We start from the raw sequence: 26,762 nt of genomic DNA, 5'->3' as shown, positions 1-26,762 counted from the left end.
AAGCGTTCCACGGCCGAGCGCGCCTCGGCCGTCAGTTTCACTGCGTATTTCTGGGTTCGCATGATCGTCTCCTGGCTTCCAGACAATCATCAGACCCAAGACATGACCAAACATTGCACTGCTACCGTGGCGAAGCACTACCCCAATGGCAACGTGGTTTTGCGCGGCATCTCCATGGATATTCGGCCCGGAGAGAAAATCGCCCTGATCGGCGCGAGCGGCGGCGGCAAATCGACCTTGGTACAGGTGTTGATCGGCCTCTACCCACCGAGCTCGGGCATGATTTATTTCAATGGCGCGCCGATGGACAAAATCGGCATGGACGTGGTGCGCGAACACGTGGTCACCGTGTTGCAGCATCCGGTGCTATTCAACGACACGGTCCGCGCCAACCTGACGCTCGGCCGTCCGGCGAGGGACACGGAACTCTGGCGCGCGCTCGAGATCGCCCAACTCAGGGACGCGGTGGAGGATTGCCGTGATGGGTTGGATACCATCGTAGGCCGGCTGGGCATGCGGCTTTCCGGAGGACAGCGTCAACGGCTGGCGATAGCCCGTATGATCCTGGCCGATCCCAAGGTGGTGATTCTCGACGAAGCGAGCTCGGCCATCGACAACGAAACCGAGACGCGTTTGTACGAGGGTTTGGATGAATTCCTCAAGAACCGCACGACGCTCATCGTCGCCCATCGTCTGAGCGCGATCAAACATGCCGATCGCATTTACGTATTCGAGGACGGACGCATTTGCGAGCAAGGCGATCATGAGACCCTGATCTCCGGCGAAGGCTTATACGCGCGGCTCTACGGAGAGAAATCGGCCGTGCCGGCTGGCCGGGACATGTCGCTCACGTTCTAAGGGGACTGCGCCATCAATCGGGATACCGGACATGCTGGGCGGCAAAAAAGCGAAGATCCTTTCCCCGGAAGCTCTTTCAATCGAGCGCACGAAACGCTTTACGAAGCCAAAAACGAGGACCGTAATCGAGTACAATGGGCGGCTTTCCAGGGTTAAACTTCGGGCGTGTCCGTGTACGATCTCCACACCCATTCCACCGCCTCCGACGGCGCCTATTCGCCGTCCGAATTGGTTCGCCAGGCCGGGGCCGCAGGCGTCACCGCCCTTGCCCTCACCGACCATGACTCCACCGCAGGCTTGGCCGAGGCGGAGGTTACCGCTCTTGAGGCCGGCATTCGGTTAATTCCCGGCGTCGAGGTATCGGCAACCTGGGCGGATAAAACCATCCACATCGTCGGTTTGCGCATCGATCCGGACTGCGATGTTTTAAAGCAGGGCCTGGCCCGGCTACAGGCAATCCGTGACGAACGGGCGCAGGAAATGGGCCGGCGGCTCGACCGCTACGGCGTCCCCGGCACCTTCGAAGCCGCACGGGAAATGGCCGGCGACGGCATGATCACACGCACCCATTTCGCACGATATCTCGCCAGTCTTGGATTGGCAGGAAGTGTAAAAGACGTGTTCGAGCGCTTTCTGACCCGCGGCAAACCGGGCTACGTCCCGACCCGATGGGCCGAGATGGCGGACGTCATCGACTGGATTCGCGAGGCGGGTGGGGTCGCCGTACTCGCCCATCCCCAGCGCTATAAGCTGACGGCCAGTTGGATGCGGCGGCTGATCGGCGAATTCAAGGAATGCGGAGGCGCGGCTCTCGAAGTGGTTTCGGGAACCGCCTCTCCAAGCGAGACTCAATCCAGCGCCGAATACGCGCGGCGTTTCGAATTGTGCGCCTCCTGCGGCTCCGACTTCCACAGCCCGGAGACGGTCTGGGTGAAACTGGGCCGACTACCGCCGCTTCCATCCAACCTAACGCCGGTATGGTCCCTCTGGAACAGTTGAACCGATGCGCCTGGGCCGAGCGCAGCGCGCTGGAACGGGCTTATCACGACCACGAATGGGGAACGCCCGTCCATGACGACCGTCTGCTGTTCGAATTCCTGATTCTCGAAGGCGCGCAGGCGGGACTTTCCTGGACGACCATCCTCCGTAAGCGAGATGCCTACCGCACGGCTTTCGACGGCTTCGATGCCGAACGTGTTGCCCGTTACGGCGAAAGCAAAACGATTGAGCTGCTGAGCAATTCCGGCATCGTTCGCAACCGCCTGAAGATCGCCGCATCGGTAAACAATGCCCACCGATTTCTGGAGGTGAGAGAGCAATTCGGCAGCTTCGACGCCTACATCTGGCGCTTCGTCGACGGCTGTCCGAGGCAAAACGCCTGGCGGAGCATGGCGGAAGTGCCGGCCCGAACGCTTGAGTCCGACGCCATGAGCAAGGACCTCGGGAAACGCGGGTTCCGTTTCGTCGGCTCCGTCATTTGTTATGCCTTCATGCAGGCGACCGGCATGGTCAACGATCACACCGTCGACTGTTTCCGCTGGGGCCAACTGCACACGCTCGGCTCACCGTAAAACCCGCTTTACACGTCCCGCCTCAATTACCCGTTCTTTCCGTCCCCGAATACGGGCGATTGTTCGGAAAATTTTACAGTTTGCGGCTCCGGGCCATGGCCTCACCCCGGGATTGCAGCCTACACAAGCTTTCCAGCCTTTTGGCACACAAGCTGCCTACATCAGTGCCATTGATGTCGGAGAGCAATACGTGATTTTGATTCGATTCTTGCTTGGTTGGCTGCTAAGCATCAGCGCGACACTTGCCCTGGCACAGGACAGCATCCAGGAGGCAAGCGAGCTGCGCACACTCGCGCTGCGCCACGAGCACGGCCGAGGCATCAAACAGGATTATGCCGAGGCTTATCGTCTTTACTGCAAGGCAGCGTTGCTCGGCGATTCGCAAGCGGCATACAACCTCGGCTGGATGTATTTCAACGGCCGGGGACTTTCCCGCAAGGCCGATGTCGCCGTGGGCTGGTTCCTGCGCGCGGCCAAAAACGGCGATGCCTATGCGGCGCGCATGCTGGTGCGCTACCAAGGTATAACCCCGGTGGACGACCCCGCCTGTCAGCCCGATCCGGTACCGGTTACGGCAAGCATCGAGCCCAGATCCAACCCGAACCGCAAGCTCGTCGAAAGCTGGGTCAGCCAAATCGCGCCGCAATATTCCATCGACCCGCAGCTGGTGCTGGCCGTGATCCAGGCGGAATCCAGTTTCAATCCAGCCGCGCTTTCACCCAAGAATGCCCAGGGATTGATGCAACTGATTCCCGCGACGGCAGAGCGTTTCGGCATCAAGGACATCTGGAACCCGGTGGAGAACATCAAGGGCGGAACCGCCTATCTCCATTGGCTGTTGCGGCATTTCGAGGGTAACGTCGAATGGGCAGTGGCCGCTTACAACGCCGGGGAGAGAACCGTGGAACAATATCACGGCGTTCCGCCGTATCAGGAAACCCGCAACTACGTGCGACGCATTCTGGCGGCTTACCAAAAAACCGTTCATCCCGTACCGCCGCCGCTAACGGCTCATCACGTGTTTTAACGGGACTTCCCATCCGTCCTGAAGCTTGCCCTTCGGGCCGCGCAGTAGGTTTTTGTCATAACCTCAAAGCCGCCCGCCATCGACGACCGGCGAAACCCAGTAGCGCATCGCCGATTCCGCGAAATCCTTTTTTAGTCGATCCAGCAACTCATTCAGATCGGGACCAGCGAGCCGCACCTCGAACTGAATCTGCCGCTTGCGTCCGGTCACCTGTTCGACCAAGGTCAAGCTTTCCGGGCGGCTCGAATGGCCATTAATCGGAAAGCTGCTGAAACCGCTCGGGTGCTCGTATTGCAGTAGCCAGTCCACCAGCGGCTCTTCGAGGCTGGGCGGGGCTATCAGAGTGAGGAGAAAGAATTCGCTCATGATGATTGTCCGAATGGGTATTGTCGGGTTAAGGAAGAAAGCCTTGTGTTGATCCCCCGGCCTTAACTCTCTCCCTCAGGGAGAGGAGATTTTGCCTCGCCGTAACGACGGTAGAGAATAGGCAACAGCACCAAAGTCAGCAGGGTCGAGGTACACAGCCCGCCGACGCCGACCACCGCCAAGGGCCGCTGGATTTCCGAGCCGGGACCGGTAGCGAACAGCAGCGGAATGAGCCCGAAGGCGGCGATGCCGGCGGTCATCAGCACCGGCCGGAGCCGGCGCATGGCGCCCACCACCACCACCTCGTCCATGGGCAGCCCCAAGGCCCGCAATTGGTTGAAGTAACTCACCATCACCACCCCGTTCAACACCGCGATGCCCAGCAGGGAAATGAAGCCCACCGAGGCCGACACGGAGAGATATTCCCCGGAAATCCACACCCCGTACACGCCGCCGATGAGCGCCAGGGGAACGTTGGCCAGAACCAGGATGGCCTGGCGCGCCGAGCCGAAGGTGGAAAAGAGCAGCAGGAAGATCAGCCCGATGGACACCGGGATGACCACGGCCAAACGGGCGGCGGCGCGCTGCTGGTTTTCGAACTGTCCGCCCCACTGGATATAGTAGCCGGTGGGTAGCTGCACCTGATCGCCCACGGCCTGTTTCGCCTCGTCCACGAAACCCACCAGGTCCCGTCCCTCGACGTTGCTGCGCACCGACGTGTAGCGCTGCCCGCGCTCGCGGTTGACCGCCACCACGCCTTCCACCAGCTCGATTTTCGCGACCACCGACAACGGCACCCGCCGCCCATCGGGCAGGGCGATCTGCAGGGTGGACATGGTGGCCGGCTCGCCCGAGCCCCGCAGCAGCAGGGGCGTGCGGCGGATGCCTTCCTGGACGATGCCGAGTTTGAGTCCCTCGATCTGCGCCCGCAGGGTGTCGGCCAGAGAATCGGAATCCAGCCCCAAACGTCCCGCAGCCAGCCGGTCCACTTTCACCACCAGGTACTGCATGCCTTCGTTGCGAATGGTGAACACGTCCGAAGCGCCGGGAACCTTCCGCATCACCCCGGCGATTTCCTCGGCCTTGGCGTTGAGCACGGCGAGCTCCGGGCCGTACAGCTTCACCGCCACGTCGCCGCGCACCCCGGTCAGCATCTCGGTGACCCGCATCTGAATCGGCTGGGTGAAGCCGTAGGCGATGCCGGGAATAGTGTCCAGGACTTTGCGGATTTCCTCGATCAGCGCCTCCTTGCTGCCCATGCGCCATTCGGCCTCGGGCTTCAGCACCATGAACGTGTCGGTTTCGTTGAGCCCCATGGGGTCCAGGCCGATTTCGTCCGCCCCCACGCGGGCCGTGATCCGCGTGATTTCCGGCACGTGCTCCAGGAGAGCCTTCTGAATTTGCTCGTCCAGCCGCACCGATTGCTCCAGCGTAATGGACGGCAGTTTCTCCACCTGCACAATGATGTCCCCCTCGTCCATGGTGGGCATGAAAGTCTTGCCGATCTGGAAATAGACGCCCACAGTGGACAGCAGCAGCAGCCCCGCGCAGAGCAAAACGGTGCGGCTATGGGCGAGGGACCAGATTAGGGCCGGGCGATACAGCGCCAGGAGCTTCCGCGCCAGCCAGGGTTCCTCGTGCTTGACGTGCTTCATCAGGAAAGAGGCCAGAACGGGGATCACGATCAGCGAGAAGATCAGCGAACCGCTCATGGCGAATACGTTGGTGAAGGCCACGGGCTTGAACAGCTTGCCTTCCAATCCCTGAAGGGAGAACAGCGGCACAAACACGATGCCGATGATGATCGTCCCCGAGACCACGGGCGCGGTGACTTCGCGCATGGCCCGGTAGATGACGTGCAGCCGGGGCAGCCGATTTGTCTTGCCGTGTTCGGCCAGATGGGAGGTGATGTTCTCCACCACCACCACCGCCGGATCGACCAGCTTGCCGATGGCGATGGCGAGGCCACCGAGGCTCATGAGATTGGCCGTCAGACCGAACTGGTGCATCAGCAGGAAAGTGAACAAGGCGACCATGGGCAGGATGAAGGCGACGGTCAGCGCGGCCCTGAGGTCGCCGAGGAACAGGATCAGCAGGATCAACACCAGCACGGTGGCCTCTATTAAGGCCCGGACGATGGTGTGTATGGCTTTCCCCACCAAGTCGCCGCGGTTGTAGAACACGCTGACTTTCACTTCCTTGGGCAGGGCGGGTTTGATTTCCTCCAGCTTCTGCTCCACGCCTTCCACCACTTGGCGGGCATTGGCTCCGCGCAGGCTCAGCACCAGACCTTCCACCACTTCGCTTTGCCCGTTCTGGCTTACGGCGCCGTAGCGGGTCAGGGCGCCGATGCGGACGTCGGCCACGTCGCCCACGGTGATGGAAATGCCGTTCCGCTCCGCCACGACGATGGTGCGCACGTCGTCCAGGTCCACGATGCGCCCCTCGGCGCGCACCAGGAGCGCTTCTTCGCCCTGGGCCAGACGTCCGGCGCCGTCGTTGCGGTTGTTGGACTTGAGCGCGTCGGTCAGTTCCCCGATGCTCACCCCGCGAGCCGCCATGCGCATGTTGTCGGGAATGACCTCGAAGCTCCGCACCATCCCGCCCAGGGCGTTCACGTCGGCGACGCCGGGCACGGTGCGCAGCGCCGGACGGATCACCCAGTCCAGGAGGCTCCGCCGCTCGGAGAGGCTCAAACCGTCGCCCTCTACCGTGAACATGAACATCTCGCCCAAGGGTGTGGTCATGGGCGCCATGCCGCCTTCCACATTGGCCGGCAAGTTGCCCCAAACGCCACTCAGGCGCTCCGCCACCTGCTGCCGCGCCCAGTAGATATCGGTGCCTTCCTCGAAGTCGATGGTGATGTCGGTGAGGGCGTATTTGGCGATGGAGCGGAGCATGGTCTGCTTGGGGATGCCGAGCATTTCCACCTCAACGGGCGCCGTGATGCGCGCTTCCACCTCCTCCGGGGTCATGCCGGGCGCCTTGACGATGATCTTGACTTGAGTAGGCGACACGTCGGGGAAGGCGTCGATGGGAAGATTGGCCGCGGCGAACCAGCCGGCACCGGCCAGAAGCAGGGCGGTCAGCAGGGCGAACAGACGCTGGGTCAGGGCGAACTGGATCAGGCGCGCGATCACTCTCCTTCCCCCATGCCGAGCCAGGCGGCCTTCAGCGCGGCCACGCCCTGAACGGCCACCTCATCGCCAGGCTCCAGCCCTTCGTGGATCACCATGCTGTAAGGTTCCTGCCCGGCCACCGCCACTTCGCGGGCTTCGAAGCCCGCGGCGGTTTTCACAAACGCGTAGTTCTTGCCCTCATGACTGAACACCGCCGCGACAGGTACCCGAAAGATGCGGTCGGTGCTCCGGTGCATCAACTGCACGTTGATGTGCATGCCGGGCCGCAGAGCCTCCGCCTCGCTATCGACCACGGCTCGCACCAGAGCGCTCTGGCTCTCCGGGTCGACGTGCTGGCCGACCTCGATGATGCGGGCTGTGGCCCTGATATTTTCCAGGCTGATGCGGTCGCCGATCTTGATCTCGTGCAGGCGCTCCTGGGGCATGTTGACCTCCAGCCACAACTCGTCCAGCTTGCCGACTCGGAACAATGGCGTCAGCCGGTCCACCCGCTGCCCAACCACGGCCATGCGCTCCAGAACCACGCCGTCGATGGGGGCGCGCACTTCCAGCACGCTGCTCATCCGGCGGTTGGCCCTGAGCTTTTGAATCTCGGCATTGGCCAAGCCGGAGGCGGCCAGGGTTTGTTCCGCCGCCCCCAACGCGGCTTGAGCCTTGTCGAAATCACCCTTGGTTTCCTGCCAGCGGAGGCGGGATATGATGCCTTCCTGAAGCAGGGTTTGATCTCGCTGGAGCCGGGCTTGAGCCAGACTGAACTCGGACGCGGCGTCCAGCAGTTCCCGCTGCAAGGCCAGCAGATCGGGGCTCTGGATTTTGGCGAGCACTTGGCCTTGCTTAACCTTTACGCCCAAGGGCACGGCCACGTTGCCGATCACGCCGGCCTGGGGCGAACTGACGACGAATTCCTTCTGCGGCGGCAGAACGACCCGAGCCGGCGCCCGAGCCAGCGGCATGGCGGTCACCTCCTCGGGCTTGACCGTCCGAATGCCCAAATGTCGGGCCTGCTCGTCGTTCAGTCGAACCGTATCTTCCGCAGCGATGGCGGCCACACCGATCCAAAACAGCATCAATAGCCAAACCGCTCTCATGGCGTCACCCCCACCACCTGGTTATAGAACGCCGTATCCCGCTGCAACAGAATGGCGCGCTCGGCGGCATCACGAATGGCCGCCTGGGCGGTACTCTGAATCTTCAGGTAATCGATCAAGGCAATCTCCCCCGTATCGAAGGCGAGACGGCTCATCCTGAGCTGGGTTTCAGCGATTTCCTTGCGCCGCTCGGCGATTTCAAGGGCGGCACGATCCACCTCCAATCGGTGGATGGCCTCGTGCAGCGCTCTTTCCAGCTGGCGCATCAAGCCCTCCCGCTCGGCGATCCTTTGGGTCAGCGAAATATTGGCCTGCGCCACGTAAGGCGCGTTGTAAGTCTCGCCGCCAATGGGAACTTGCAGCACCAGATTGGTTGAGTTGTTGAATTTGTCTCCCTGCCTGCCCCGATCGTGCTGGGTGCCGATGAGGAACGAAGGCTGGTTGCCCTGTTTGGATTCGCGGGTGAATTCGACTTCCGCCTGGGCGCGCTCGACCATCGCATTGGCCGCGGCTACCGCTGGGTGCCGCTCGGCGATCTCTGCCACTGGGCTCTGCTTCTCGTCGAAAGACTTGGGAGCGCGCTCCAGGCGCGTCAAATTGCTGTAGGCCTGGCGGCCATGCATCAGCTCGGCCTCCGCCTGCGCCAGAATAGTTTTCTTTTCCAGCTCGTCGCTCTCCGCCATGAGCAGGTCGGCACGGGCCAAATCGCCCAATTCGACCCGCCTTTGCACCACGGCCGTCAGTTGTCCGGCCACATCGTGAATCTGCCGGGCCAGCTCGTAGCGATTCTCCAACAGCTTCAAATTCCACAGCGCATCCCGCACCAGGCCGGCCACCTCGTGCTTGAGCGCCTGCGCGAACAAATCGGCGCTTTGCTTGGCCTCCTGAGCGACGTGCTTGCTTGCCGCCCGCTGCCCCCACATCCAAAACGGAATCTGGTAGCCGGTCTGGATCTCTATCTGACCCCGGTCGTCGATCGCCCGGTCGTCTATCCATTGCAGGTAAACCGAGGGATAGCCGGCGACCCAACTGGCGCTGCGCCGCTCCAATGCGCCCGCTTCCTCTTCGAACGCGGCGATCAACGCACTTTGCGGATATTTCTGAAAAGCGTTCTCGACGACTTGCGTAAGACTCAAGGACTCGTCGAACGTTACCGTATCGTAATGCTCGGCGAGCCGTTCCTCGGAACCGGCGGACGCGGCAACGAAGACGCAAGCTACGCCGGCCGCACGCACTAGAAACTTCATATTATTCTCCCAATGTCACGGATCGGAACGTCGGCGATCCATGGCTCGGCTTGACGGGAAGCGTTTCCATACCTCCATGCCTGACGGCAGGCAATCCCCTCCATATGATTCTTGGCGGCAGGCGAGAGTGGAGCCAAGGACAGAGAGCGAAAGTCCCTTGAAAGGCTAAAGACTCAAGATTTTAAAGGAGGCGCGCGCGGAGCGGCTTTAGGGTAGGCGTGCGAGGACGGCGGGGGTGAATTGTCGAAAGAGGACAGGTCTGCGGCCAGTTGTGGCCGGCGGATCGACGCGGCAATGAAAAGAAGACAGGGCTGATCGTCTGCGGTCGGCGAAAACTTGGCTTTATGGATCTCCCCCCAAAATCCGGCCTGAACGCCAACAATCACGTCCTGATCGATTGGCGAGGTATCGAGCTGGGCCAATACCTTCTCGCCCTTCGCGAGGAACTCCAAGCCCGGAACATGCAGAAAACCGCCCGTTTCGCCCCCGGTGTGCGCATGGACCCACGGCGCGATGACTTGCATCAGCGTCAAGAGGCCGAAAAGAATCATGCGAGGGACGGGGGTGGTCACAAATTAATTCGACAATCGGGCGGCCAGGAGAAACCTGTACAGTATAGTCCTGATGAAAGTTAGAAAAAATCCGACAACGCATTATATAGTTGAAAATCTTATGGCTTTGTGGCCCGACGGCCACCGGCGAGTTCATTATGGCTGGCGGGGCGCTCGCGAGCGGAAACCCAGCATCCATCGGCTGGGTTTCGTCCCGCAACCCAGTCCACGGAATTTTTGTCGTCCGCTGATTTTCGACGTCAGACGACAATCACCATCAAGCAGGAGATGTGAACGCATGGTCCAGACCGTTGAATGGCCGACGAAGACGCGCGAGATCCACAATCATCATTTCAATTCTGCAATCTGGAACGACTTTCAGTTCCGGAACGACGACATCATCATCGCGACATACGGGAAATCCGGGACGACCTGGATGCAGCAGATCATAGGTCAGCTGCTCTTCGGTGGTAACCCGGACATCGAGGTCGCGACGATGTCTCCATGGCTCGACCTGCGCGTTCCGCCCAAGGAAGAAAAGCTGCCGGTCGTGGAGGCACAGACCCACAGGCGATTCCTCAAGACGCACCTGCCCGTAAACGCCCTCGTATTCTCGCCCCGGGCAAAGTACATCTACGTCGGACGAGATGGGCGAGACGTCGTATGGAGCCTGTACAACCACCACGCGAATGCCAATCAGGCTTGGTATGAGGCGCTGAACGATACGCCCGGGCGTGTGGGCCCTCCGATCGAACCTCCGCCCGATGACATCCGGCCGTATTGGCGCGACTGGATGGATCGGGATGGCCACCCTTTCTGGCCCTTCTGGGAACATGTCCGTAGCTGGTGGGACATCAGGAATCTGCCCAATGTCCTGCTGGTCCATTTCGCCGACTTGAAGCGGGACATGCCGGGCCAGATGCGCCGTATCGCGGGGTTCCTCGACATCCCGATAGACGAATCGAGATGGGAGGCTGTCGTCGAGTATTGTTCCTTCAATTGGATGAAGCAGAACGCGCCCAAAAGCGCTCCCCTAGGGGGCGTCTTCTGGGACGGGGGCGCTCAGGTCTTCATCAACAAGGGGACGAATGGCCGCTGGATGGATACCCTGACAGCAGACGATGTGCGCGAGTACGAATCGCGGGCGGTCGCGGAGTTGGGAACCGAATGCGCGCGTTGGCTCGCATCGGGAGGGACAACGGACTGAGTTCCATAAGCTGGGTTTCCGCGAAGCGCCTATCCAGCCTACCGAAAAGTGGGATCAGACTTTCTGTTTAAGGCCACCAGTAGCGATTCTCGAAACTTACCGAAACCAGACGCCCCATCAGGAACAGCAAAAACGCAAAGCCTGATCCCATTTTTCGGACCCGCATCCATCGGTACGCACCAATTCCCTCGGCGCTGCCGAATGAATCCGAGTCGGCCGGCTTCGTGCTGAAACGGGGCGGTTTATGAACTTCCTCACCTGTCATTAGTCACTTAGAAATCCTTTCGCGTAGGAGATAGCTATGAGAACTCATAGTCTATTCACATCGGGAACCTTATTGACGGCGTTCCTCGAGGTGGGCTCGGCTCTAGCTCTTGAACCGGGCCAAAGCGACCCGAAGCGGCTCTTTTCGATGGGCGATTCCATGACGCGGGCATTCAATGCCAACATACCTTTGGATAACCCGAACCTGAGCTGGGTGAATGGTTATCATGGCTTTTGGGAGGATCTCTTCGATTTGCCCGATGTCGAGTCGCATAACCAGCGCATCGATGCCAACTTCGGAGATAGCGATCGCAACAATCAGACGGCGGCCGAAAACGGTGCGACGATGGGCAATCTAACGGCTCAAGCCTCTGGAACGGCCGGCAGGAACGTGACGTATGCCACGGTGCTGCTGGGTGCGAATGATGTTTGCAAGGATTCCATCGCCGATCTTCCGACTGATGAGCAGTTCAGGACGCGGTTCGAGGGCGGCTTGGATACCCTGCTGGCGAATTTGGCTGCGGGCGCCACCGTCCAGGTGGTGGCGATCCCCAATATCGCGGCGGTCTATAACCAAGGTCGGGACAAACGGGCGCTGGGGCTCGTCGATTGCCCGGACGTTTGGGCGAGGACGGGCAATTGCGGCTCGGTGCTCTCGCCTCAGGCGACCGATGCGGATCGGGCCTTTGCGCTGTCCCGCATCATGGCGTACAACCAGATCCTCCAGGAAGTCACCGGGAGCAAGGCCGCGCAGAATCCGGACAAGTTCATCTCCTTTACCGACGTAAGCTTCACCTATCCTTTCACGCAGAGCGAACTCTCCAACCTCGACTGCTTCCATAGTTCTTGGGAAGGGCAGAAGATTCTCTCCAGGGAGACTTGGAATAACGGTCCATTCAAGGAGCATCAGGAACCCGACTAAACCGTTATGAGCCGGATCGCCGCGTTTTTATCGGGCGCAGGAGTGGCGGGCGCGATCGCGGTACTCCTGTTTGGTCATTCGCCGCCGGTTCCAGTCGACGATGAGGTCGAACATTGGCAGGCGTGCGCTCAGAAGGCGGAACGTGAAATCGCGATGCTGCGCACCCGACTGGAATCCCTGACTCCGCCGCAGCCGGCGGCCTCCTCCCCGTCCATTCCGGTCACAACCCCGGCGGCTCCAAGCTACACGCCACCTCGTCCGATTTCTGCGCCAATAATTTCTCCGCCTCCTCCCGATCCCGATGTCGAGTTTGATCCTGTGCGCTACGAGCAATGGGACGCCCTGGTCAGCAGCGCGCTTGAGCACGAGGTGGAGCGGCGTCTGGGTCAAAGGCTCAGCCCCGAGCGGATGGAGCGGCTGCTTGAGACTCTACGGCGGTTGCGCGATGCCTCCGCCGGATTGCGCTCGGAATTTCTCGATCCCCAAGATCCCGATTCCCTGCGCGATCACTTGGCGCGCACGCTCGTGCTGGTGGAATCGGATCGCCTTTTTCGCGAGGAACTCGGCATCGGCTTCTCGGATTTCTTGCGGGGACTCGACGGCAATCCCATCGAGGAAGTCCATCCGGTCGAGCCTAGCGGATCGCTTCGATAATATTGCTCAATGTGGATCATTCTCCTGATGCTCTTGGCCGGAACCTCGGCCGCTCTGGCAGATGAGGTGGCGGTTAGAATAAATGGCCAGGCGCTTTCGCTATCCGAGATCGACGCGCCCTCGCGCCCGAAGATCGTCCGATTGCACGAAGCATTGGTCGACCAGGCTATCCGCACGCTTGATCGGCTGATCGACCGGTACCTTCAAGCGTCCTCACCTGCGACGAAATCCCACTCGTCCAAGCCGATCACGGATGAAGCGATCCGCGCCTTGCGCTCCTCACGGACGGAAGACTTCGAAGGGCCCTTCGCCCCCATCGAGACCACGCGCAATCCGGCTGCAGCGCAGCCCGCAATCCGGCACTATCTGGAGCAGAAAGCGCTCGAAACCGTGGAAACCGAGGCGCGCCGCCATCTTAGGGAAGGCCATGCCATTAAGATCCTGCTCCCGGAAGGGCGGGACCTTGAACAGCCTCTGCCCCCCGGACGAACCGTGGCGCTGGTGGATGATATCCCCATCCCGGCTGGAGCGCTCGAGCAAGCCGCTGCGCTTCGCCTCTATCGGCTGAGAAAGGAGATCTATCTCGAGCGCCAGCGCAATATCGAGACGGCCATCGAGAATCGGCTCCTGAACGAGGAGGCTCGGCGACGTAGTGTCACCAAAGAGGATTTACTGGCAAAAATAATGCAGGACGCAATCATCAGCGAAGAGGAGTTGAATGCCTTTATCAAGGCGGAAAGTGCGGCGGACCGGCCGGTATCGGACGCCAAACGCGCCCGCCAATACCTGGCGTTCCGCAAGGCCTATACCCGCCGCATGGCATTGATCGAGAGGCGGCGAGCCTCGGCCCGCATAGACATCCTGCTCAAGGAGCCCTCTCCACCCCGTCTTCCCATGAGCGAGGCCAATGCCCCCGTCTTGGGCGCACAGGACGGACTGCGCCTCGTCATCTACACCAACTACCGCTGCACGCCTTGCCGGATCACCCATCGGGAGATCGACCGGCTTCTGGCCGCCGATCGAAAAGTACGCGTCATCTTCCGCGACTTTATCCCGGTGTACGATCCCGTGGCCAGCGAGGCGGCCCGCTTGTCCCGCTGTGCCGACCGGCTGGGTGCCTTCCAGCGCATGCGCAACGAGCTTCTGACGCGGGATCCCCCGGCCTTCGGCGAGGTCTGGTACAAAGACGATTCCCTCCCCTTGCTCGCTGGCAGGCTGGGTATCGATCCGGCCGCTTTAATACAGTGCCTTTCCTCCACGGAGATCGGCGAGGCCATCGCGAGGGATACCGCACAGGCGCGCGACTTCGGCTTCGAGGAGGCGCCATCCTATGTCGCCCAAGGCATCCCCCTCTCGGGCATGCAGTCGGCCGAAAGCCTGACTAGAATCCTGCACCAGAGAATGCCGTGGGATCAGCAGCATCCTGTTAAGCGCGGGGTTTTACCGCATTAACGCTGAATGGAAACGGGGTCAGTTCTCACATTCCAGCATGGTCATCTCTGCTTGAGCCATGTAGACAACTGGGGCTGAAATAGGCCGGTACCCTGTGTCACGGCACGGGAAATATTCTCATTCCGGACGAGGACCGCACGGCGTGCCCGTCGGTCCTCGGGAAAGTGTGCGAGCGCTTCGAGTGGCTCGCTCACGTCGGAATAAGAGGCGGCCTCTGCCGGTCAACCCGCGGAGGAGCAGCTCTGGCTGCTGGTGCAAGCGCCTTCGAAGTCGTCATCCATCTTGGATTGCCGAATCCGCGGAATTGCCAGGCGAATGAAGCCGACTTTGTCTGGTCGCTGGGCATAAAGTATCACCTATTCCGGTCGATTTTCAGGTGCCCAAACAAGAGGATTTCGAGCAGTTTCTTAAAGTTATGGAGACATCACCGGGCAACCGGGTGTTTGTCCTCTGAGCTGCTGGAAATAGACTCCCGAGAAAAATCGACGAAGCGGCGTTCGCTTTGCGGTATCTAAGCCTTCACGACAATGTTCGGGCGTGGAAATCCCTTGATTGCGACGTTATGAATCGGCTTCATGAGAAAGGGTATATCTTGAACCCGGTCGGAAAGGCCAAGTCGGTCACGTTCACCGAGAAGGGTTTACGCAAGGGTGAGCGTCTTTTTGCAAGCTCTTCACAAAGCAGCAACTCGAACAGCGATTTATCCGATTCTTACGCATCGATATTCAATAATCTTAGAAACAATCTATTTATTCGACAATCAGCGATTCAGTCGCTAGATTATTAACTTCCATGAAATAGAGCGATCAATATTCTCCTTCATGCTCATCTCGCATTTAACGCCGCCATAACTGTCGCTCCCGCCTGCCTGCATCACTCGCAGGCTACGTTTCCGTTTTAGCCCAAAGTCATCTTTTTCGCCGGGCGCTCCGCCTCGCGGGTGCGATTTGCTTTTTTTTGGAGAAATCACCTTGTCCGCCTTCAATCTGTCCGACACCAAAAACAACTTGCTTAGCGGACTTACGGTATCTCTGGCCATGGTGCCGGAGGCCATCGCCTTCGCTCTGGTGGCTCACGTCCATCCGTTGACCGGCCTTTACGCGGCGTTCATGGTCGCACTGATCACCTCGGCCCTTGGCGGACGCCCTGGCATGATTTCCGGTGCTACCGGTGCCTTGGCGGTGGTGATGGTGGCTCTGGTCGTTCAGTACGGTGTCGAGTATCTGTTTGCCACGGTCATATTGATGGGCATCTTGCAGATGCTGTTCGCGGTGCTGAAACTCGGCAAGTTCATCCGCATGGTGCCGCATCCGGTCATGCTCGGCTTCGTCAACGGCTTGGCCATCGTCATTTTCCTGGCACAGTTCGGCCATTTCAAAACGCCGGGGCCCGAGGGACAAATGCAATGGTTGGCGGGGACGCCGCTCTATACCATGCTGGGACTGGTTGCGCTCACCATGTTCATCATCTACCTGCTGCCCAAGCTGACCCGCGCCATTCCCGCCTCGCTGGCCGGCATTCTGGTCGTGTCGGCGCTGGTGGCGGGATTGGGTATCGAGACCAAGACCGTCGGCGATTTGGGCTCGATCAAGGGCGACCTCCCGGCGTTCCACTGGCCGGATGTACCGTTGAACCTGGATACTCTGAGGATCATCCTTCCCTATGCAGTGATTCTCGCGGCCATCGGGCTGATCGAATCGCTGCTGACGCTGAACCTGATCGATGACATGACCGATACGCGCGGACGGCCGAACCGGGAGTGCATGGCTCAGGGACTCGCCAACGTGGTCACCGGCTGTTTCGGGGGCATGGGCGGTTGTGCCATGATCGGCCAAAGCATGATCAACGTGAACAACGGCGCCACGGGACGGCTGTCGGGCATCGCCACGGCGTTGTTTCTGCTGAGCTTTATCCTGTTCGGTTCGAGCTGGATCGAGAAAATTCCGCTCGCAGCGCTGATCGGCGTGATGTTCGTGGTCGCGGAAAAGACATTCGAATGGGGCAGCCTTCGAGTGCTGGGCAAGATACCGCGCTCCGATGCGTTCATCGTCGTTGCCGTGACCGTTGTCACAGTATTGACGGACCTCGCCATCGCCGTCTTCGCCGGTGTCGTTATCGCCGCGCTGGTGTTCGCCTGGGAGCACGCCAAGCACATCAGCGCCAAGACCAGTATCGATGCCGACGGTTGGAAAATCTATGAACTGCAAGGCTCGCTATTCTTCGCTTCGACGGCGGAGTTTCTAAGTCTGTTCTCGCCACAAGACGATCCTCAGCATGTCGTGGCGGAATTCCGCAACTCCCGCGTGATGGATCATTCGGCGCTGGAAGCCATCGACACCCTGGCCGACCGCTACCAGCAATTGGGGAAACGTCTGCATCTGCGCCATCTGAGCCCGGACTGCCTGGAATTGCTGAAAAAGGCAAAAGGCATGATTGAGGTCAACGTGATGGAAGATCCGCACTACCATATCGCAGCCGATGAGCTGGGCTGATTTTCTCGGAGTCGCAACGGCTTAACCGATCCTTCAAGACGAACGCGCTTGCTGGCGAAACGATAAACGGGGAGCTTGCATAGACGATGGCAGGCAAGGCCGACATTTTTGCCCTGTCGACCATCGTTCACATCCAATCCTTCGCCCTCTTTCTGACCTGCTCGTAAAACGCGTCCATCACTTCGACGAAGGACACGTCCTTGGGCCAGAACGGCGGAAAATCGCCGCCTTTCTTGACCAGAATTCCCGAGACCGGGGCGGGTTCCGGGGGCTCGACCCCGGAGGGCAGCTTTTTGGCGCTACGCCAATAGTCTTTGGGAGCAACGGTCTCGGGCACGGCGATGGGCTTGGGACGGCTGAAATAGGATTCCGCCGAACGCAGTTCTCCCGCATCCTCGGTCAGGGCGACGGCCAGCGCCGCACCCAAGGGCGTAGCTTGGAGCCGCCGGGCGAGTTCGGAGCGAGGGAGCCCGCGTAATTCGAACAACAAGAAGGGATCGTGATCCAGTCGCGAGGCGAGCAGGTAATAAAGCGCGGCGATATGCTTGCACGGGTTTTCCGGATCGGGACAAGAGCAGCGGGCCTTTAGATCTTTGCGGCTCCGCGGCAGAAGATCGATCCCCAAATCGTCGAACGGCTTCTCGATCTCGTCCGGCATCTCGTTGAGCAGCAGGCGGGCGAGAAAACCCGCTCGGTCCCCGATGAGGCGGATGGCGCTGTCCCAGGCGGACTCCGGCAGGGGAAGGAACTCGATACGGATTTCGTAGACGGGCTCCTCGTAAAACCCGAGATAAGGGCTCATCCGTCCCCGCACCCGCGCCTGGACTTTGTTCCGCTCCACCTGCCATCCGAGAATGCGGTGGGTACTGAGATACTGGCGCCCGCGAATCAGCCGCTTCGGATCGGTAAACGTCTCCGTCGCCTCGATCAGGCGCTGGCCCCACCAGGTTTTGCCGAAAGTGCTCATGGCCTACTCCATCACCGCTTGGCGATTCAAAGCGATCAGTTCCTTGAATGCCTCGTTGTCCAATCGGGTCAGCCAGGATTCATCGTTCCCGACGATCAGCGAAGCCATCTGTTTCTTATCCTCGATCATGCGGTCGATACGCTCTTCCAGCGTCCCAAGCGTGATGAACTTATGGACGAAGACGTTCTTGCGCTGCCCGATGCGAAAGGCGCGGTCGGTGGCTTGGTCCTCGACGGCCGGATTCCACCAGCGGTCGAAGTGAAAGACGTGATTGGCCTTGGTGAGCGTGATCCCCACCCCGCCCGCCTTCAGGGATAGTACAAACACGCCCGGTTCGGTATCCGGATCCTGAAATTCGGAGATCATCCGCTCGCGCTTCGCGGGAGGCGTTCCGCCGTGCAGGTAAAACACCGGGCAGTCCAAGGCGTTGCGCAGGTATTTGTCCAAGCTCTCACCGACTTCGGCAAACTGGGTGAACACCAGGGCACTTTCAGTCTCGGCGATCACGTCGGTCAGCATGTCGTGCAGCCGGTCGAGCTTCGGAGACCGCTCAGGCGTGAATTCGCTGCCGTCGCGGAGAAACTGGGCGGGATGGTTGCACACCTGCTTGAGCCTCATCAGGGCGGAGAGCATCAAGCCTTGCCGTCCGATACCCTCGGCCATCATCAGGCGCTGCTCCACATCCCGCACCACCGCCTCGTAGAGCGAGGCTTGCTCTTTGCAGAGATGGCAGAATTGCTTGTTTTCGACTTTGTCGGGCAGGTCCTTGATGATGTTGGGGTCGGTCTTGACGCGCCGCAGGACGAAGGGCTCGATCAATTGCTTCAGCGTCTCGGTCTGAATCGGATCGTTGTCCCGCTGGATGGGAAGCTCGTAACGCTGGCGGAACTGCGCCTGCTTGCCTAGATACCCCGGATTCAGGAAATTGAAAATCGACCAGAGGTCGAGCAGACGGTTTTCCACGGGGGTTCCGGTCAAGGCCAGGCGATGCCCGGCGTTGAGCCTCAAAACCGCCTTGGTCTGGGCGGAAAGGGGATTCTTGATGTTTTGGGCTTCGTCGAGCACGACCCGCGCCCACTGGACTTGCGAGAAGAGCTTCTCGTCTCTCCGGACCAGGGCATAAGACGTGATGACCGCATCGTGCTCCAGACAAATCTCACGAAACCTTCGGGTTTCCCGAAAACGGCCGCCGCCGTGATGGACAATGGCGCGCAAGCCGGGCGCAAAACGCTCGAGCTCTTTCTTCCAGTTGCCGATCACCGAAGTGGGCACGACCAGCAAAGTGGGTGTTTGCTGATCCGACTCGGCCCGTTCCTGGACCAGGCGTGCAATCACCTGCACCGTCTTTCCCAAGCCCATATCGTCCGCCAGACATCCGTTCAGACCCAAGCTTTCCAGATAGCACAGCCAGGCGAGCCCGCGCCGCTGATAATCCCTAAGCCGCGCGACCAGGCCCGGTGGCTCATCCACCGGCTGCAGACGGCTGTGATCCCGGAGCTTTTCCAACATCTCCAGCAATGCCCCCTGGGGATCGATCTCAAAAAGATCCGAATCTTCCGCCGTCTTCCGCATCAGTTCCGGAAGACTCATGCCGCCGTCCTCGCTCCGGTGCTTGCGCCAGAACTCCAGCATCGCGCGCATCTTTTCCCGATCGAGCGTGAGCCATTGGCCGCGGTACTGAACCAGCGGAGTCTTGCTTTCGACCAGCCGCTCCCATTCGGCCTCGTTCATGGTCTCCGTTCCGAGCGCCAGCTCGTAGCGGTAGGCAATCAGGTTCTGCAGCCCCAACTCGTGACGAGTGCCCGCGTCCGAGGGCGCGCGGCGGCCGGCGTGGAGGCGGATTCTGGCCCGCCGGCGGCCCTGCGGGGTCCACCAGGTGGGCACCATCACGGTAAACCCGGCATCTTCCAAAACCCACGCATCCTCCTGAAGAAACACAAAGGCCTCCTCCAGGGTCAGATCGACGCCGGTGGGACGCGCTTCGTCCAAGCCTTCCCACAATTTGGGATAGATGCGAGCCGCCTGCCCCAGCCCGAGCAGCAGGTTTTTCTCGAAATCTGGGCCGACGGGCTCGGCGAAAGCCAGTTTCCCGTTGCCGCCAAGCGCCCAGTATTCGGCCAGGGGCAACCGCAAAGCCGGGTCCCGGCGCGGAGAGAGAAGAATCTCCAATCGCCAGGCGTCGTCTTCACTGGACGCTTCCTGCAGCCGGAATACCAACTCGAAGTCCGCTTCTTCGCGCCGCCCCACCAGCTTGCGCCGCCAGCCGAGCCACTGCCGGTATAGCTCGACGCCCTCATCGGCCTTCCACGAATGGCCCGCCGGCGCGCCGGTGCGGCAAGCATTCAACAGCGTGCCCTCGATCTTCCGGCCCAGCTTGGTGGCGGAAGCCGCCTGGACGACGGTACGGTGCACCAGGACATCGGCACAATGCCTGAGCAGACTGCTCTTCTCGTAGACTAGACCGCCGGCCGACGCGCAAACGGGAGGCATCCGCTCTGCAGCATCCTGGATCAACCGCTCGTAATTGTCGGAAACGATTTCCCAGCCTGCATAGATTTCGTAGCTTTCCGGCGGCATGGATCGATAGAACAGCGCCGGTATGTAGCGATCTTTCACGATCACCGACTTCAGCGACTGTGTGAAGTAATGCCAAAACAGCAGATCGACGCCCGCCTTTGCCTGAGAGGTCCGGTATAACGACAGAAAACGCAATTCGCCGAGCTGCTTGAAGGGTTGGGCCAGACGGTAGCAATCCACTTCCCAGTGCTCCAAGGCCACCTCGTCGGGCTCCTCATCCGAGCCGCTCTCGAACTCCAAGACCGACAGTGGCATTCCGGCGACCGTCGGCAAGAGGACCGTCTGCGGCGCAAAGTGGAACCGGCGTTCATAGGGCGAGATATCCAGCCCCAGCTCGCCTTCGAGAAAAGCCACCAGCTCCGCTTTGGCAAGCTGCCGGGGATGGCGATTCGCCGCTCCCGAGAGGTCGACCGGTTCGCCGCTACGCTCTATCCACAGCCAGAAGTCGCCCGGCTGGACGAATTTGTCGGTACACTCGGGAATCCATGTGCAGTGCAGGACTTTCATGTCGCGTATTTCGCAAGCCGAAAATCGGCTATTTTACCCGGCAAGAGCCAGTTTGCGCCGATCTGTGCATTATTTCTTGCATCCGCGGTCGACCCGCTTCAATCCGTCCCGCCAATAAAGCATCATGAACGATCGAGCGCAACGCTTATCCATCAAGCTGACCGGCTTATTGCAGGGCGTTGGTTTCCGTCCCTTCGTGTATCGGCTGGCGCTGGAATCGGCGCTGCACGGCCGGGTTGCGAACACGCGGGAAGGCGTGTCGATCGAAGTCGAGGGTCCCGGCGACTCGTTGCAGCGATTTCTCGCGCGGCTGACCGGCGAATTGCCGCCCCACGCCGAGATCGAGACGCTCGACGCGGTCCCCATGCCGCCCGCCGGCTACGAGCGGTTCACCCTCGAGTCCAGCGAAATCCGCGGCGGCCATCCCGCATTCGTGCTTCCGGATATCGCCCCGTGCCCGGATTGCCTATCGGAACTGATCGACCCCGCGAACCGGCGCTACCGCTATCCCTTTATCAGTTGCGCTCACTGCGGCCCGCGCTGGAGCATCGTGGCGGGTTTGCCGTTCGACCGCGAGCGGACGGCGATGAAAGCCTTCGGATTCTGCCCGGAATGTCGCGCCGAATACGAGAACCCCGGCGACCGGCGCTTCCATGCCCAGACCATCTGCTGCCCCGCCTGCGGCCCGCAACCGGCGCTTTGGGATGACGAGGGCCGCGAGTGCGCCGTTCGCGACGGGGCGCTGCGGCAAACCGTGTCGGCTTTACGCGCCGGGGCTATCGTGGCGCTGAAAGGCATCGGAGGCTTTCAGCTCTTGGTCGACGCCGGAAGCGAAGCGGCCGTAGCTCGGTTGCGCCTCCGCAAGGCGCGTCCATCCAAACCCTTGGCCGTGATGGTGTCCTCGCTCGCCCAAGCTCGATCGCTTTGCCAAACCTCGGCGCTCGAAGAGAGCTTGCTCGACTCCCCTTCCGCGCCCATCGTGCTGCTGCGACAGCGGCCCGAAGGACAAAAGGCCATCGCACCGAACGTCGCGCCCGACAATCCCTATCTCGGAGTGATGCTGCCTTCTTCGCCGCTCCATCATCTCTTGCTGGAAGGTTTCGGAGCGCCCCTGGTCGCCACCAGCGGCAATCTGAGCGGCGAACCGATCTGCACCGACGAGCGGGAGGCTTTGCTGCGGCTGGCGAACGTCGCCGATTTTTTTCTGGTACATGACCGGCCCATTCTTCGAGCCTTGGACGATTCGGTGCTGCGCGAAGTGGCCGGCCAGGAGCTGCTGCTGCGTCGGGCGCGCGGCTATGCGCCGATCGTGAAGCTCCACAAGCCGTTGCCATCCGTTTTGGCCGTGGGCGGGCACCTCAAGAACTCGATTGCGCTCAGCCTGGGCAGCCGCACCGTGATCAGCCAGCATCTCGGCGATCTCGACACCGCCGAAGCCCGGTCGAACTTCAGCAAAACCGTGGCCGAAACCGAAGCCGTTTTCGGAGTTCTGCCCGACCGGGTGGCCTGCGACCTACACCCGGACTATGCCTCCAGCCGATTCGCCGAGGAATACGAAAAACCCCTCATTCGGGTTCAGCACCATTATGCCCATGTGCTGTCCTGCATGGCGGAACACGGCCTCGAGCCGCCGGTTTTGGGTATGGCTTGGGACGGTCTTGGGTTGGGCGGCGACGGGACGCTGTGGGGTGGCGAGTTTCTTGTGGTGGAGACAACCAAATTCAACCGCATCGCCCATTTTCGATCGTTCCCGCTGCCCGGAGGCGAAAAAGCGGTACGGGAACCGCGTCGATCCGCACTCGGTCTTTTGTACGAATCGATAGGCGAAGCGGCGCTTGACCGCACCGATCTGCCGTCGATCGCGGCCTTTGCGCCCCAGGAGCTGAAGACCCTGGCGCAAATGCTGAGCCGGGAACTGAACGCGCCGCGCTGCTCCAGTGTCGGCCGCTTGTTCGACGCCGTCGCAAGCCTGCTCGATCTCCGCCAGATCAACGGGTTCGAAGGCGACGCCGCAATGGCGGTCGAATTCGCCGCCGAACAAGCCGAAACCGTTGAAAGCTACCCGTTTTCGCTGATCGAAACATATGCCGATTCGGAACCGCGCTGGATTGTCGATTGGGAACCGACGATGCTGGCTTTGCTCGACGATGTGAAGCGCTCGCCGCCAGCCGTTCCCGCGGCGAAGTTTCACCGGACGCTGGCCGATATTGCGGTGGCCGTCGCACAGAAAGCGAGGGTTCGGCGCATCGCATTGAGCGGCGGCGCTTTCCAGAATCGTTTGTTGACCGAACTGATCGTCTCGGGCCTCGAGACCGCCGGTTTCGAAGTTTTCCGCCACCACCAAATTCCCCCGAACGACGGCGGGTTGGCGCTGGGACAACTGATGGCGGCAGGACGCCTTGACAGCCCGGACCAAGACCCAATACTGTCGGGTCATTGTAGGCCGGGATAAGCGTAAGCGTTCCCGGCAAACGGCGCGGGAATGCCGGGAACGGCTCCGCGTTATCCCAACCTACGACAATCGATGTCCTTAGGGACCAAGACCTCCATCGTACGCCGCAGATTTTCACCAATAACCACCCGCCAATCGAACCAGACCATTTGGATTAAACCATGTGCCTAGCCGTGCCCGGTCAAATCATCAGCCTTTCGGAAGCGCCGTCGCTCGAACGCATGGGGCGGGTCAGCTTCGGCGGCGTCGTCAAGGAAATCAGCTTGGCGTTCACGCCGGACGCGCGTGTCGGCGATTACGTCATCGTTCACGCCGGCTTTGCGATTTCGCAGTTGGACGAGGAGGAAGCGCAGGCCACGCTGGCGGAATTCGCCAATCTCGCATCACTGAAGAACGAGAGGTTATGAAATACCTGGACGAGTACCGCACGCCGGAGACGGCGCACAAGTTGGCCGGAGCCATTGCGGCAGTCGCCACCCGGCCGTGGTCGATCATGGAGGTTTGCGGAGGACAAACCCACAGCATTCTGAAATACGGCATCGACCGGCTGCTCCCCGACCGAATCGAACTGATCCACGGCCCCGGCTGTCCGGTGTGCGTCACCCCGCTGGAATACATCGACAAGGCCATTGCCATCGCCAGCCGTGCCGAGGTCGTCTTCTGCTCTTTCGGCGACATGCTGCGCGTGCCCGGCTCGCGGCAGGACTTGCTTTCGGTGAAAGCGGCGGGCGGCGATGTGCGTACGGTTTATTCGCCATTGGACGCCCTCCAGATCGCCCGCCAGAACCCGGATCGGCAGGTGGTGTTTTTCGCGGTCGGTTTCGAAACCACGGCTCCGGCCGCGGCCATGGCAGCCTTTCAAGCGGCCCGGACCGGCGTGGACAACTTTTCCCTGCTGGTCTCCCATGTGCGGGTGCCGCCGGCCATGGAGGCGATCCTCGCATCTCCGGACAACCGGATACAGGGCTTTCTCGCGGCGGGCCATGTTTGCACGGTCATGGGTTACACCGAATACGAGCCTATCGCCGAGCGCTACCGGATCCCCATTGTCGTCACCGGCTTCGAGCCGATAGATGTCCTGAGCGGCGTCTATCGCTGCGTGAAGCAATTGGAGGAAGGACGTTTCGAAGTCGAGAACGAGTACCGGCGCTCGGTGCGAAAAGAAGGCAATCCTGCGGCTCAGGACCTGATGCGCCGCGTGTTTCAGGTGATCGACCGGCAGTGGCGCGGACTCGACTGGATTCCGCAGAGCGGACTCTCGCTGAGCGGCGAGTATGCCTTTCTCGATGCGGAAAGCCGCTTCGCGGTCGACGCGATCCGGGTGGCCGAACCCGCCGAATGCTTGAGCGGGCAAGTGCTGCAAGGCATCCTCAAGCCCACCGAGTGTCCCGCGTTCGGCACCCGCTGCACGCCGGAACATCCCCTGGGCGCGACCATGGTGTCCTCGGAAGGCACCTGCGCGGCCTATTACCGCTACCGTTCCTCGACGCCGTCACCGGAAAACGATGAGCGATAAACCGAAGCTCGAACTATCCTGCCCCGTGCCGATCGGCCAATACGAGCAAATCGTCATGGCCCACGGCGGAGGCGGTCGGCTGATGCAGCAGCTTTTGGAAAAACTGGTGCAGCCCGCGTTCGCCAACCCTTATCTCGCCGAGCGGCACGACAGCGCGGTTTTCGAACTGGGCGGCAGCCGTTTCGCCTTCACCACAGATTCTTATGTGGTCAAGCCCTTGTTCTTCCCCGGCGGCGATATCGGCAAACTGGCTATCTGCGGCACCCTCAACGATCTGGCCATGGCCGGTGCGAAGCCCTTGTTTCTCAGCGTTTCGCTGATTATCGAGGAAGGGCTGCCCACCGCCGATTTGCAGCGCGTGCTGCATTCCATGGCTGAAACGGCGAGGGCGGCGGGCGTTTTGATCGTGACCGGCGACACCAAGGTCGTGGACCGAGGCAAGGGCGACGGGCTTTACGTGAACACGGCGGGAATCGGCTTGATCGAGCATAAGCTCGTAATTGCGCCCACTTCCGTGCAGCCCGGCGATGCCGTGCTGCTCAGCGGAGACATCGGCCGGCACGGCATCGCCATCATGGCGGAGCGCGAGGGACTGGCCTTCGAAAGCGCCATCGAAAGCGATTGCGCCGATCTGTCGGGCCTCGTGCGTGGTTTGTTGGATGCCGGCATCGAGCTGCACTGCCTCCGTGACCTCACCCGTGGGGGGCTGGCCAGCGCGCTGATCGAGATCGCGCAGACAGCGAGGGTGACCGTTGAGATTTCGGAAGCCAGGATCCCGGTGCGGGAGGACGTGCGCGGCGCCTGTGAAATCCTCGGTTTCGATCCGCTCTACGTCGCCAATGAAGGCCGCTTTGCCGCCTTTGTGCCGCAAGAGCAAGCCGCAGGCGCCCTGGACATCATGAAACGCCATCCGCTCGGGGCAAACGCGGCCTTGCTCGGAAGAGTCGGCGAGGACTCGAAAGGGATTGTCACTCTGCAAACAGCGTTGGGCACCCATCGCGTACTCGATCTCTTGAGCGGCGAGCAGTTGCCGAGGATTTGTTAGGTTCCGAACATCGACGTGCTGCCCAATACCGAATCCGACGCGTCCCTCTTGAGCGCTCGATTAGGCTTTTGGCGATGGGACGTCGAGGTCTTTGCGGATTTTGCTCGCGAGAAATTCGTTGATTTCGCGGTGACGAGGAATTGCGGAGACCTTACGCGCCACCGGATTGATGTAAACGGAATGATTGCCGCCTTCCCGAATGAGCCGACAGCCGTGTGCTTCAAGGTGACGGAGAAGATCGAGCCGCTTCACGCGACGATCGGAAACGGTTCCCGAATTACCTCCGCGCCTTGAAGATCCTCTTCGGCAAGCGCTCGGTTCGCCTCTAATACGAGAGCAACTGCTTCTTCAAGATTGGTACGGGCTTCATCGAGAGTAGCGCCCTGCGTGTTAGCCCCCGGCAACTCTTCAACGAAGGCAATGTAGCCTTCGGGAACCTTGCGAAAGACGGCTGTAAGTTGAACCTGCATAGTTTGTACCTCCTTGCCCGGGATTATAGTTGCTGGCTCTTTATGAGCGTAACGTCTGAATTCAGCTTACATAAGATGTGCTGAGGCACGAAGCGCATCAATCGCTGGAACGCAAAGTTAAACATTAGATCAGTCATGCCCTGTCCACGCTGGGAGTGGCTGCCCAGTTTCTTTGGAAACAAGACGGTTGAAGTCGTCGCATTTAGCAATTTTGAGGCGAATAAATTCAACAGCCTCCGTGTCAGACATTAGGACTTACGCAAAAACTGGGATTGGGAGGGCACTTGTTGGAGCGGAGCGCGTCAGAGCGGGATGGAAAAGAAGCCCATCACACGTCTGGATTACTGCCAATACTTGCTGGTGACCCAGATCAACTATACGTTGACGCA

General features: G+C 60.7%; 23 protein-coding genes. 14 read left to right on the top strand and 9 right to left on the bottom strand.

The window, feature by feature from the left end; translation table 11 throughout:
• The 4 genes from VEB01_RS17980 to VEB01_RS17965 form a co-directional block, all read left to right on the top strand.
• A partial coding sequence (locus VEB01_RS17980; protein ID WP_324877843.1) for an ABC transporter ATP-binding protein occupies positions 1-858 on the top strand: 858 nt, incomplete at its 5' end.
• Positions 859-1,029: 171 nt separating this feature from the next.
• The gene (locus VEB01_RS17975; RefSeq protein ID WP_324877841.1) at positions 1,030-1,857 is read left to right on the top strand and encodes a PHP domain-containing protein; all 828 of its coding nucleotides are present in this window, start codon (positions 1,030-1,032) and stop codon (positions 1,855-1,857) included.
• Positions 1,836-2,429 (top strand): DNA-3-methyladenine glycosylase I, encoded by a 594-nt coding sequence (locus VEB01_RS17970; RefSeq protein WP_324877839.1) that lies wholly within the window; start codon positions 1,836-1,838, stop codon positions 2,427-2,429. The genes VEB01_RS17975 and VEB01_RS17970 overlap by 22 nt, the downstream gene beginning before the upstream one ends.
• 190 nt (positions 2,430-2,619) lie before the next feature.
• On the top strand, positions 2,620-3,456 hold the full coding sequence (locus VEB01_RS17965; protein WP_324877838.1) for a transglycosylase SLT domain-containing protein: 837 nt from the start codon (positions 2,620-2,622) through the stop codon (positions 3,454-3,456).
• A 63-nt stretch (positions 3,457-3,519) separates the two neighbouring features.
• Here VEB01_RS17965 and VEB01_RS17960 read toward each other — a convergent pair whose 3' ends face one another.
• From VEB01_RS17960 to VEB01_RS17940, 5 genes are all read right to left on the bottom strand, one after another.
• On the bottom strand, positions 3,520-3,822 hold the full coding sequence (locus VEB01_RS17960; RefSeq protein ID WP_324877836.1) for a DUF3240 family protein: 303 nt from the start codon (positions 3,820-3,822) through the stop codon (positions 3,520-3,522).
• Between the two features lie 62 nt (positions 3,823-3,884).
• Positions 3,885-6,959, bottom strand: coding sequence for an efflux RND transporter permease subunit (locus VEB01_RS17955; RefSeq protein ID WP_324877845.1), 3,075 nt, complete (start codon positions 6,957-6,959; stop codon positions 3,885-3,887).
• Positions 6,959-8,050, bottom strand: coding sequence for an efflux RND transporter periplasmic adaptor subunit (locus VEB01_RS17950; protein ID WP_324877834.1), 1,092 nt, complete (start codon positions 8,048-8,050; stop codon positions 6,959-6,961). Before VEB01_RS17950 ends, VEB01_RS17955 begins: the two co-directional genes overlap by 1 nt.
• A complete protein-coding gene (locus VEB01_RS17945) occupies positions 8,047-9,297 on the bottom strand; it encodes a TolC family protein (protein ID WP_324877832.1) in 1,251 nt (416 codons plus the stop codon). Before VEB01_RS17945 ends, VEB01_RS17950 begins: the two co-directional genes overlap by 4 nt.
• Positions 9,298-9,470: 173 nt before the next feature.
• Positions 9,471-9,869, bottom strand: coding sequence for a hypothetical protein (locus tag VEB01_RS17940; protein WP_324877830.1), 399 nt, complete (start codon positions 9,867-9,869; stop codon positions 9,471-9,473).
• 277 nt (positions 9,870-10,146) lie between these two features.
• Between VEB01_RS17940 and VEB01_RS17935 the strand changes: the two genes are divergently transcribed.
• From VEB01_RS17935 to VEB01_RS17915, 6 genes are all read left to right on the top strand, one after another.
• A complete protein-coding gene (locus VEB01_RS17935) occupies positions 10,147-11,055 on the top strand; it encodes a sulfotransferase domain-containing protein (RefSeq protein WP_324877829.1) in 909 nt (302 codons plus the stop codon).
• Positions 11,056-11,356: 301 nt separating this feature from the next.
• Positions 11,357-12,241, top strand: coding sequence for an SGNH/GDSL hydrolase family protein (locus tag VEB01_RS17930; protein ID WP_324877827.1), 885 nt, complete (start codon positions 11,357-11,359; stop codon positions 12,239-12,241).
• A gap of 6 nt (positions 12,242-12,247) precedes the next feature.
• A complete protein-coding gene (locus tag VEB01_RS17925) occupies positions 12,248-12,895 on the top strand; it encodes a hypothetical protein (protein ID WP_324877825.1) in 648 nt (215 codons plus the stop codon).
• Between the two features lie 9 nt (positions 12,896-12,904).
• A complete protein-coding gene (locus VEB01_RS17920; RefSeq protein WP_324877823.1) occupies positions 12,905-14,347 on the top strand; it encodes a DsbA family protein in 1,443 nt (480 codons plus the stop codon).
• A 481-nt stretch (positions 14,348-14,828) separates the two neighbouring features.
• Complete coding sequence (locus VEB01_RS23175; protein WP_475442179.1) at positions 14,829-15,134, top strand: DUF6429 family protein; 306 nt, start codon at positions 14,829-14,831, stop codon at positions 15,132-15,134.
• A gap of 184 nt (positions 15,135-15,318) precedes the next feature.
• Positions 15,319-16,839, top strand: a complete 1,521-nt coding sequence (locus VEB01_RS17915) for a SulP family inorganic anion transporter (RefSeq protein WP_324877821.1) — start codon at positions 15,319-15,321, stop codon at positions 16,837-16,839.
• A gap of 127 nt (positions 16,840-16,966) precedes the next feature.
• Here the strand turns inward: VEB01_RS17915 and VEB01_RS17910 are convergent, their stop codons facing one another.
• Both VEB01_RS17910 and VEB01_RS17905 read right to left on the bottom strand, forming a co-directional pair.
• The gene (locus VEB01_RS17910; protein WP_324877820.1) at positions 16,967-17,806 is read right to left on the bottom strand and encodes an SWIM zinc finger family protein; all 840 of its coding nucleotides are present in this window, start codon (positions 17,804-17,806) and stop codon (positions 16,967-16,969) included.
• Between the two features lie 3 nt (positions 17,807-17,809).
• Positions 17,810-20,890: a DEAD/DEAH box helicase gene (locus VEB01_RS17905; protein WP_324877819.1), complete on the bottom strand. Its 3,081-nt coding sequence runs from the start codon at positions 20,888-20,890 to the stop codon at positions 17,810-17,812.
• A gap of 124 nt (positions 20,891-21,014) precedes the next feature.
• On the opposite strand from VEB01_RS17905, the gene hypF reads away from it, so the two are divergent.
• The 4 genes from hypF to hypE all read left to right on the top strand — a co-directional run bounded on the left by hypF (position 21,015) and on the right by hypE (position 25,903).
• Positions 21,015-23,342, top strand: a complete 2,328-nt coding sequence (gene hypF, locus VEB01_RS17900; RefSeq protein ID WP_324877818.1) for a carbamoyltransferase HypF — start codon at positions 21,015-21,017, stop codon at positions 23,340-23,342.
• Between the two features lie 161 nt (positions 23,343-23,503).
• Entirely contained in the window at positions 23,504-23,749 is a 246-nt protein-coding gene (locus VEB01_RS17895) for a HypC/HybG/HupF family hydrogenase formation chaperone (RefSeq protein ID WP_324877817.1), read from the top strand.
• Positions 23,746-24,858, top strand: a complete 1,113-nt coding sequence (gene hypD, locus VEB01_RS17890; RefSeq protein ID WP_324877815.1) for a hydrogenase formation protein HypD — start codon at positions 23,746-23,748, stop codon at positions 24,856-24,858. The genes VEB01_RS17895 and hypD overlap by 4 nt, the downstream gene beginning before the upstream one ends.
• Complete coding sequence (gene hypE / locus VEB01_RS17885; RefSeq protein ID WP_324877813.1) at positions 24,848-25,903, top strand: hydrogenase expression/formation protein HypE; 1,056 nt, start codon at positions 24,848-24,850, stop codon at positions 25,901-25,903. The genes hypD and hypE overlap by 11 nt, the downstream gene beginning before the upstream one ends.
• Before the next feature lie 60 nt (positions 25,904-25,963).
• Here the strand turns inward: hypE and VEB01_RS17880 are convergent, their stop codons facing one another.
• Both VEB01_RS17880 and VEB01_RS17875 read right to left on the bottom strand, forming a co-directional pair.
• Complete coding sequence (locus VEB01_RS17880) at positions 25,964-26,155, bottom strand: type II toxin-antitoxin system HicA family toxin (RefSeq protein ID WP_324877811.1); 192 nt, start codon at positions 26,153-26,155, stop codon at positions 25,964-25,966.
• A complete protein-coding gene (locus tag VEB01_RS17875) occupies positions 26,152-26,373 on the bottom strand; it encodes a type II toxin-antitoxin system HicB family antitoxin (RefSeq protein ID WP_324877809.1) in 222 nt (73 codons plus the stop codon). The genes VEB01_RS17880 and VEB01_RS17875 overlap by 4 nt, the downstream gene beginning before the upstream one ends.
• Positions 26,374-26,762 lie beyond the last annotated feature (389 nt).

This window comes from Methylocaldum sp. (assembly GCF_035627495.1).
GTDB lineage: Bacteria > Pseudomonadota > Gammaproteobacteria > Methylococcales > Methylococcaceae > Methylocaldum.
This window is presented reverse-complemented; position numbering and strand designations above follow the sequence as displayed.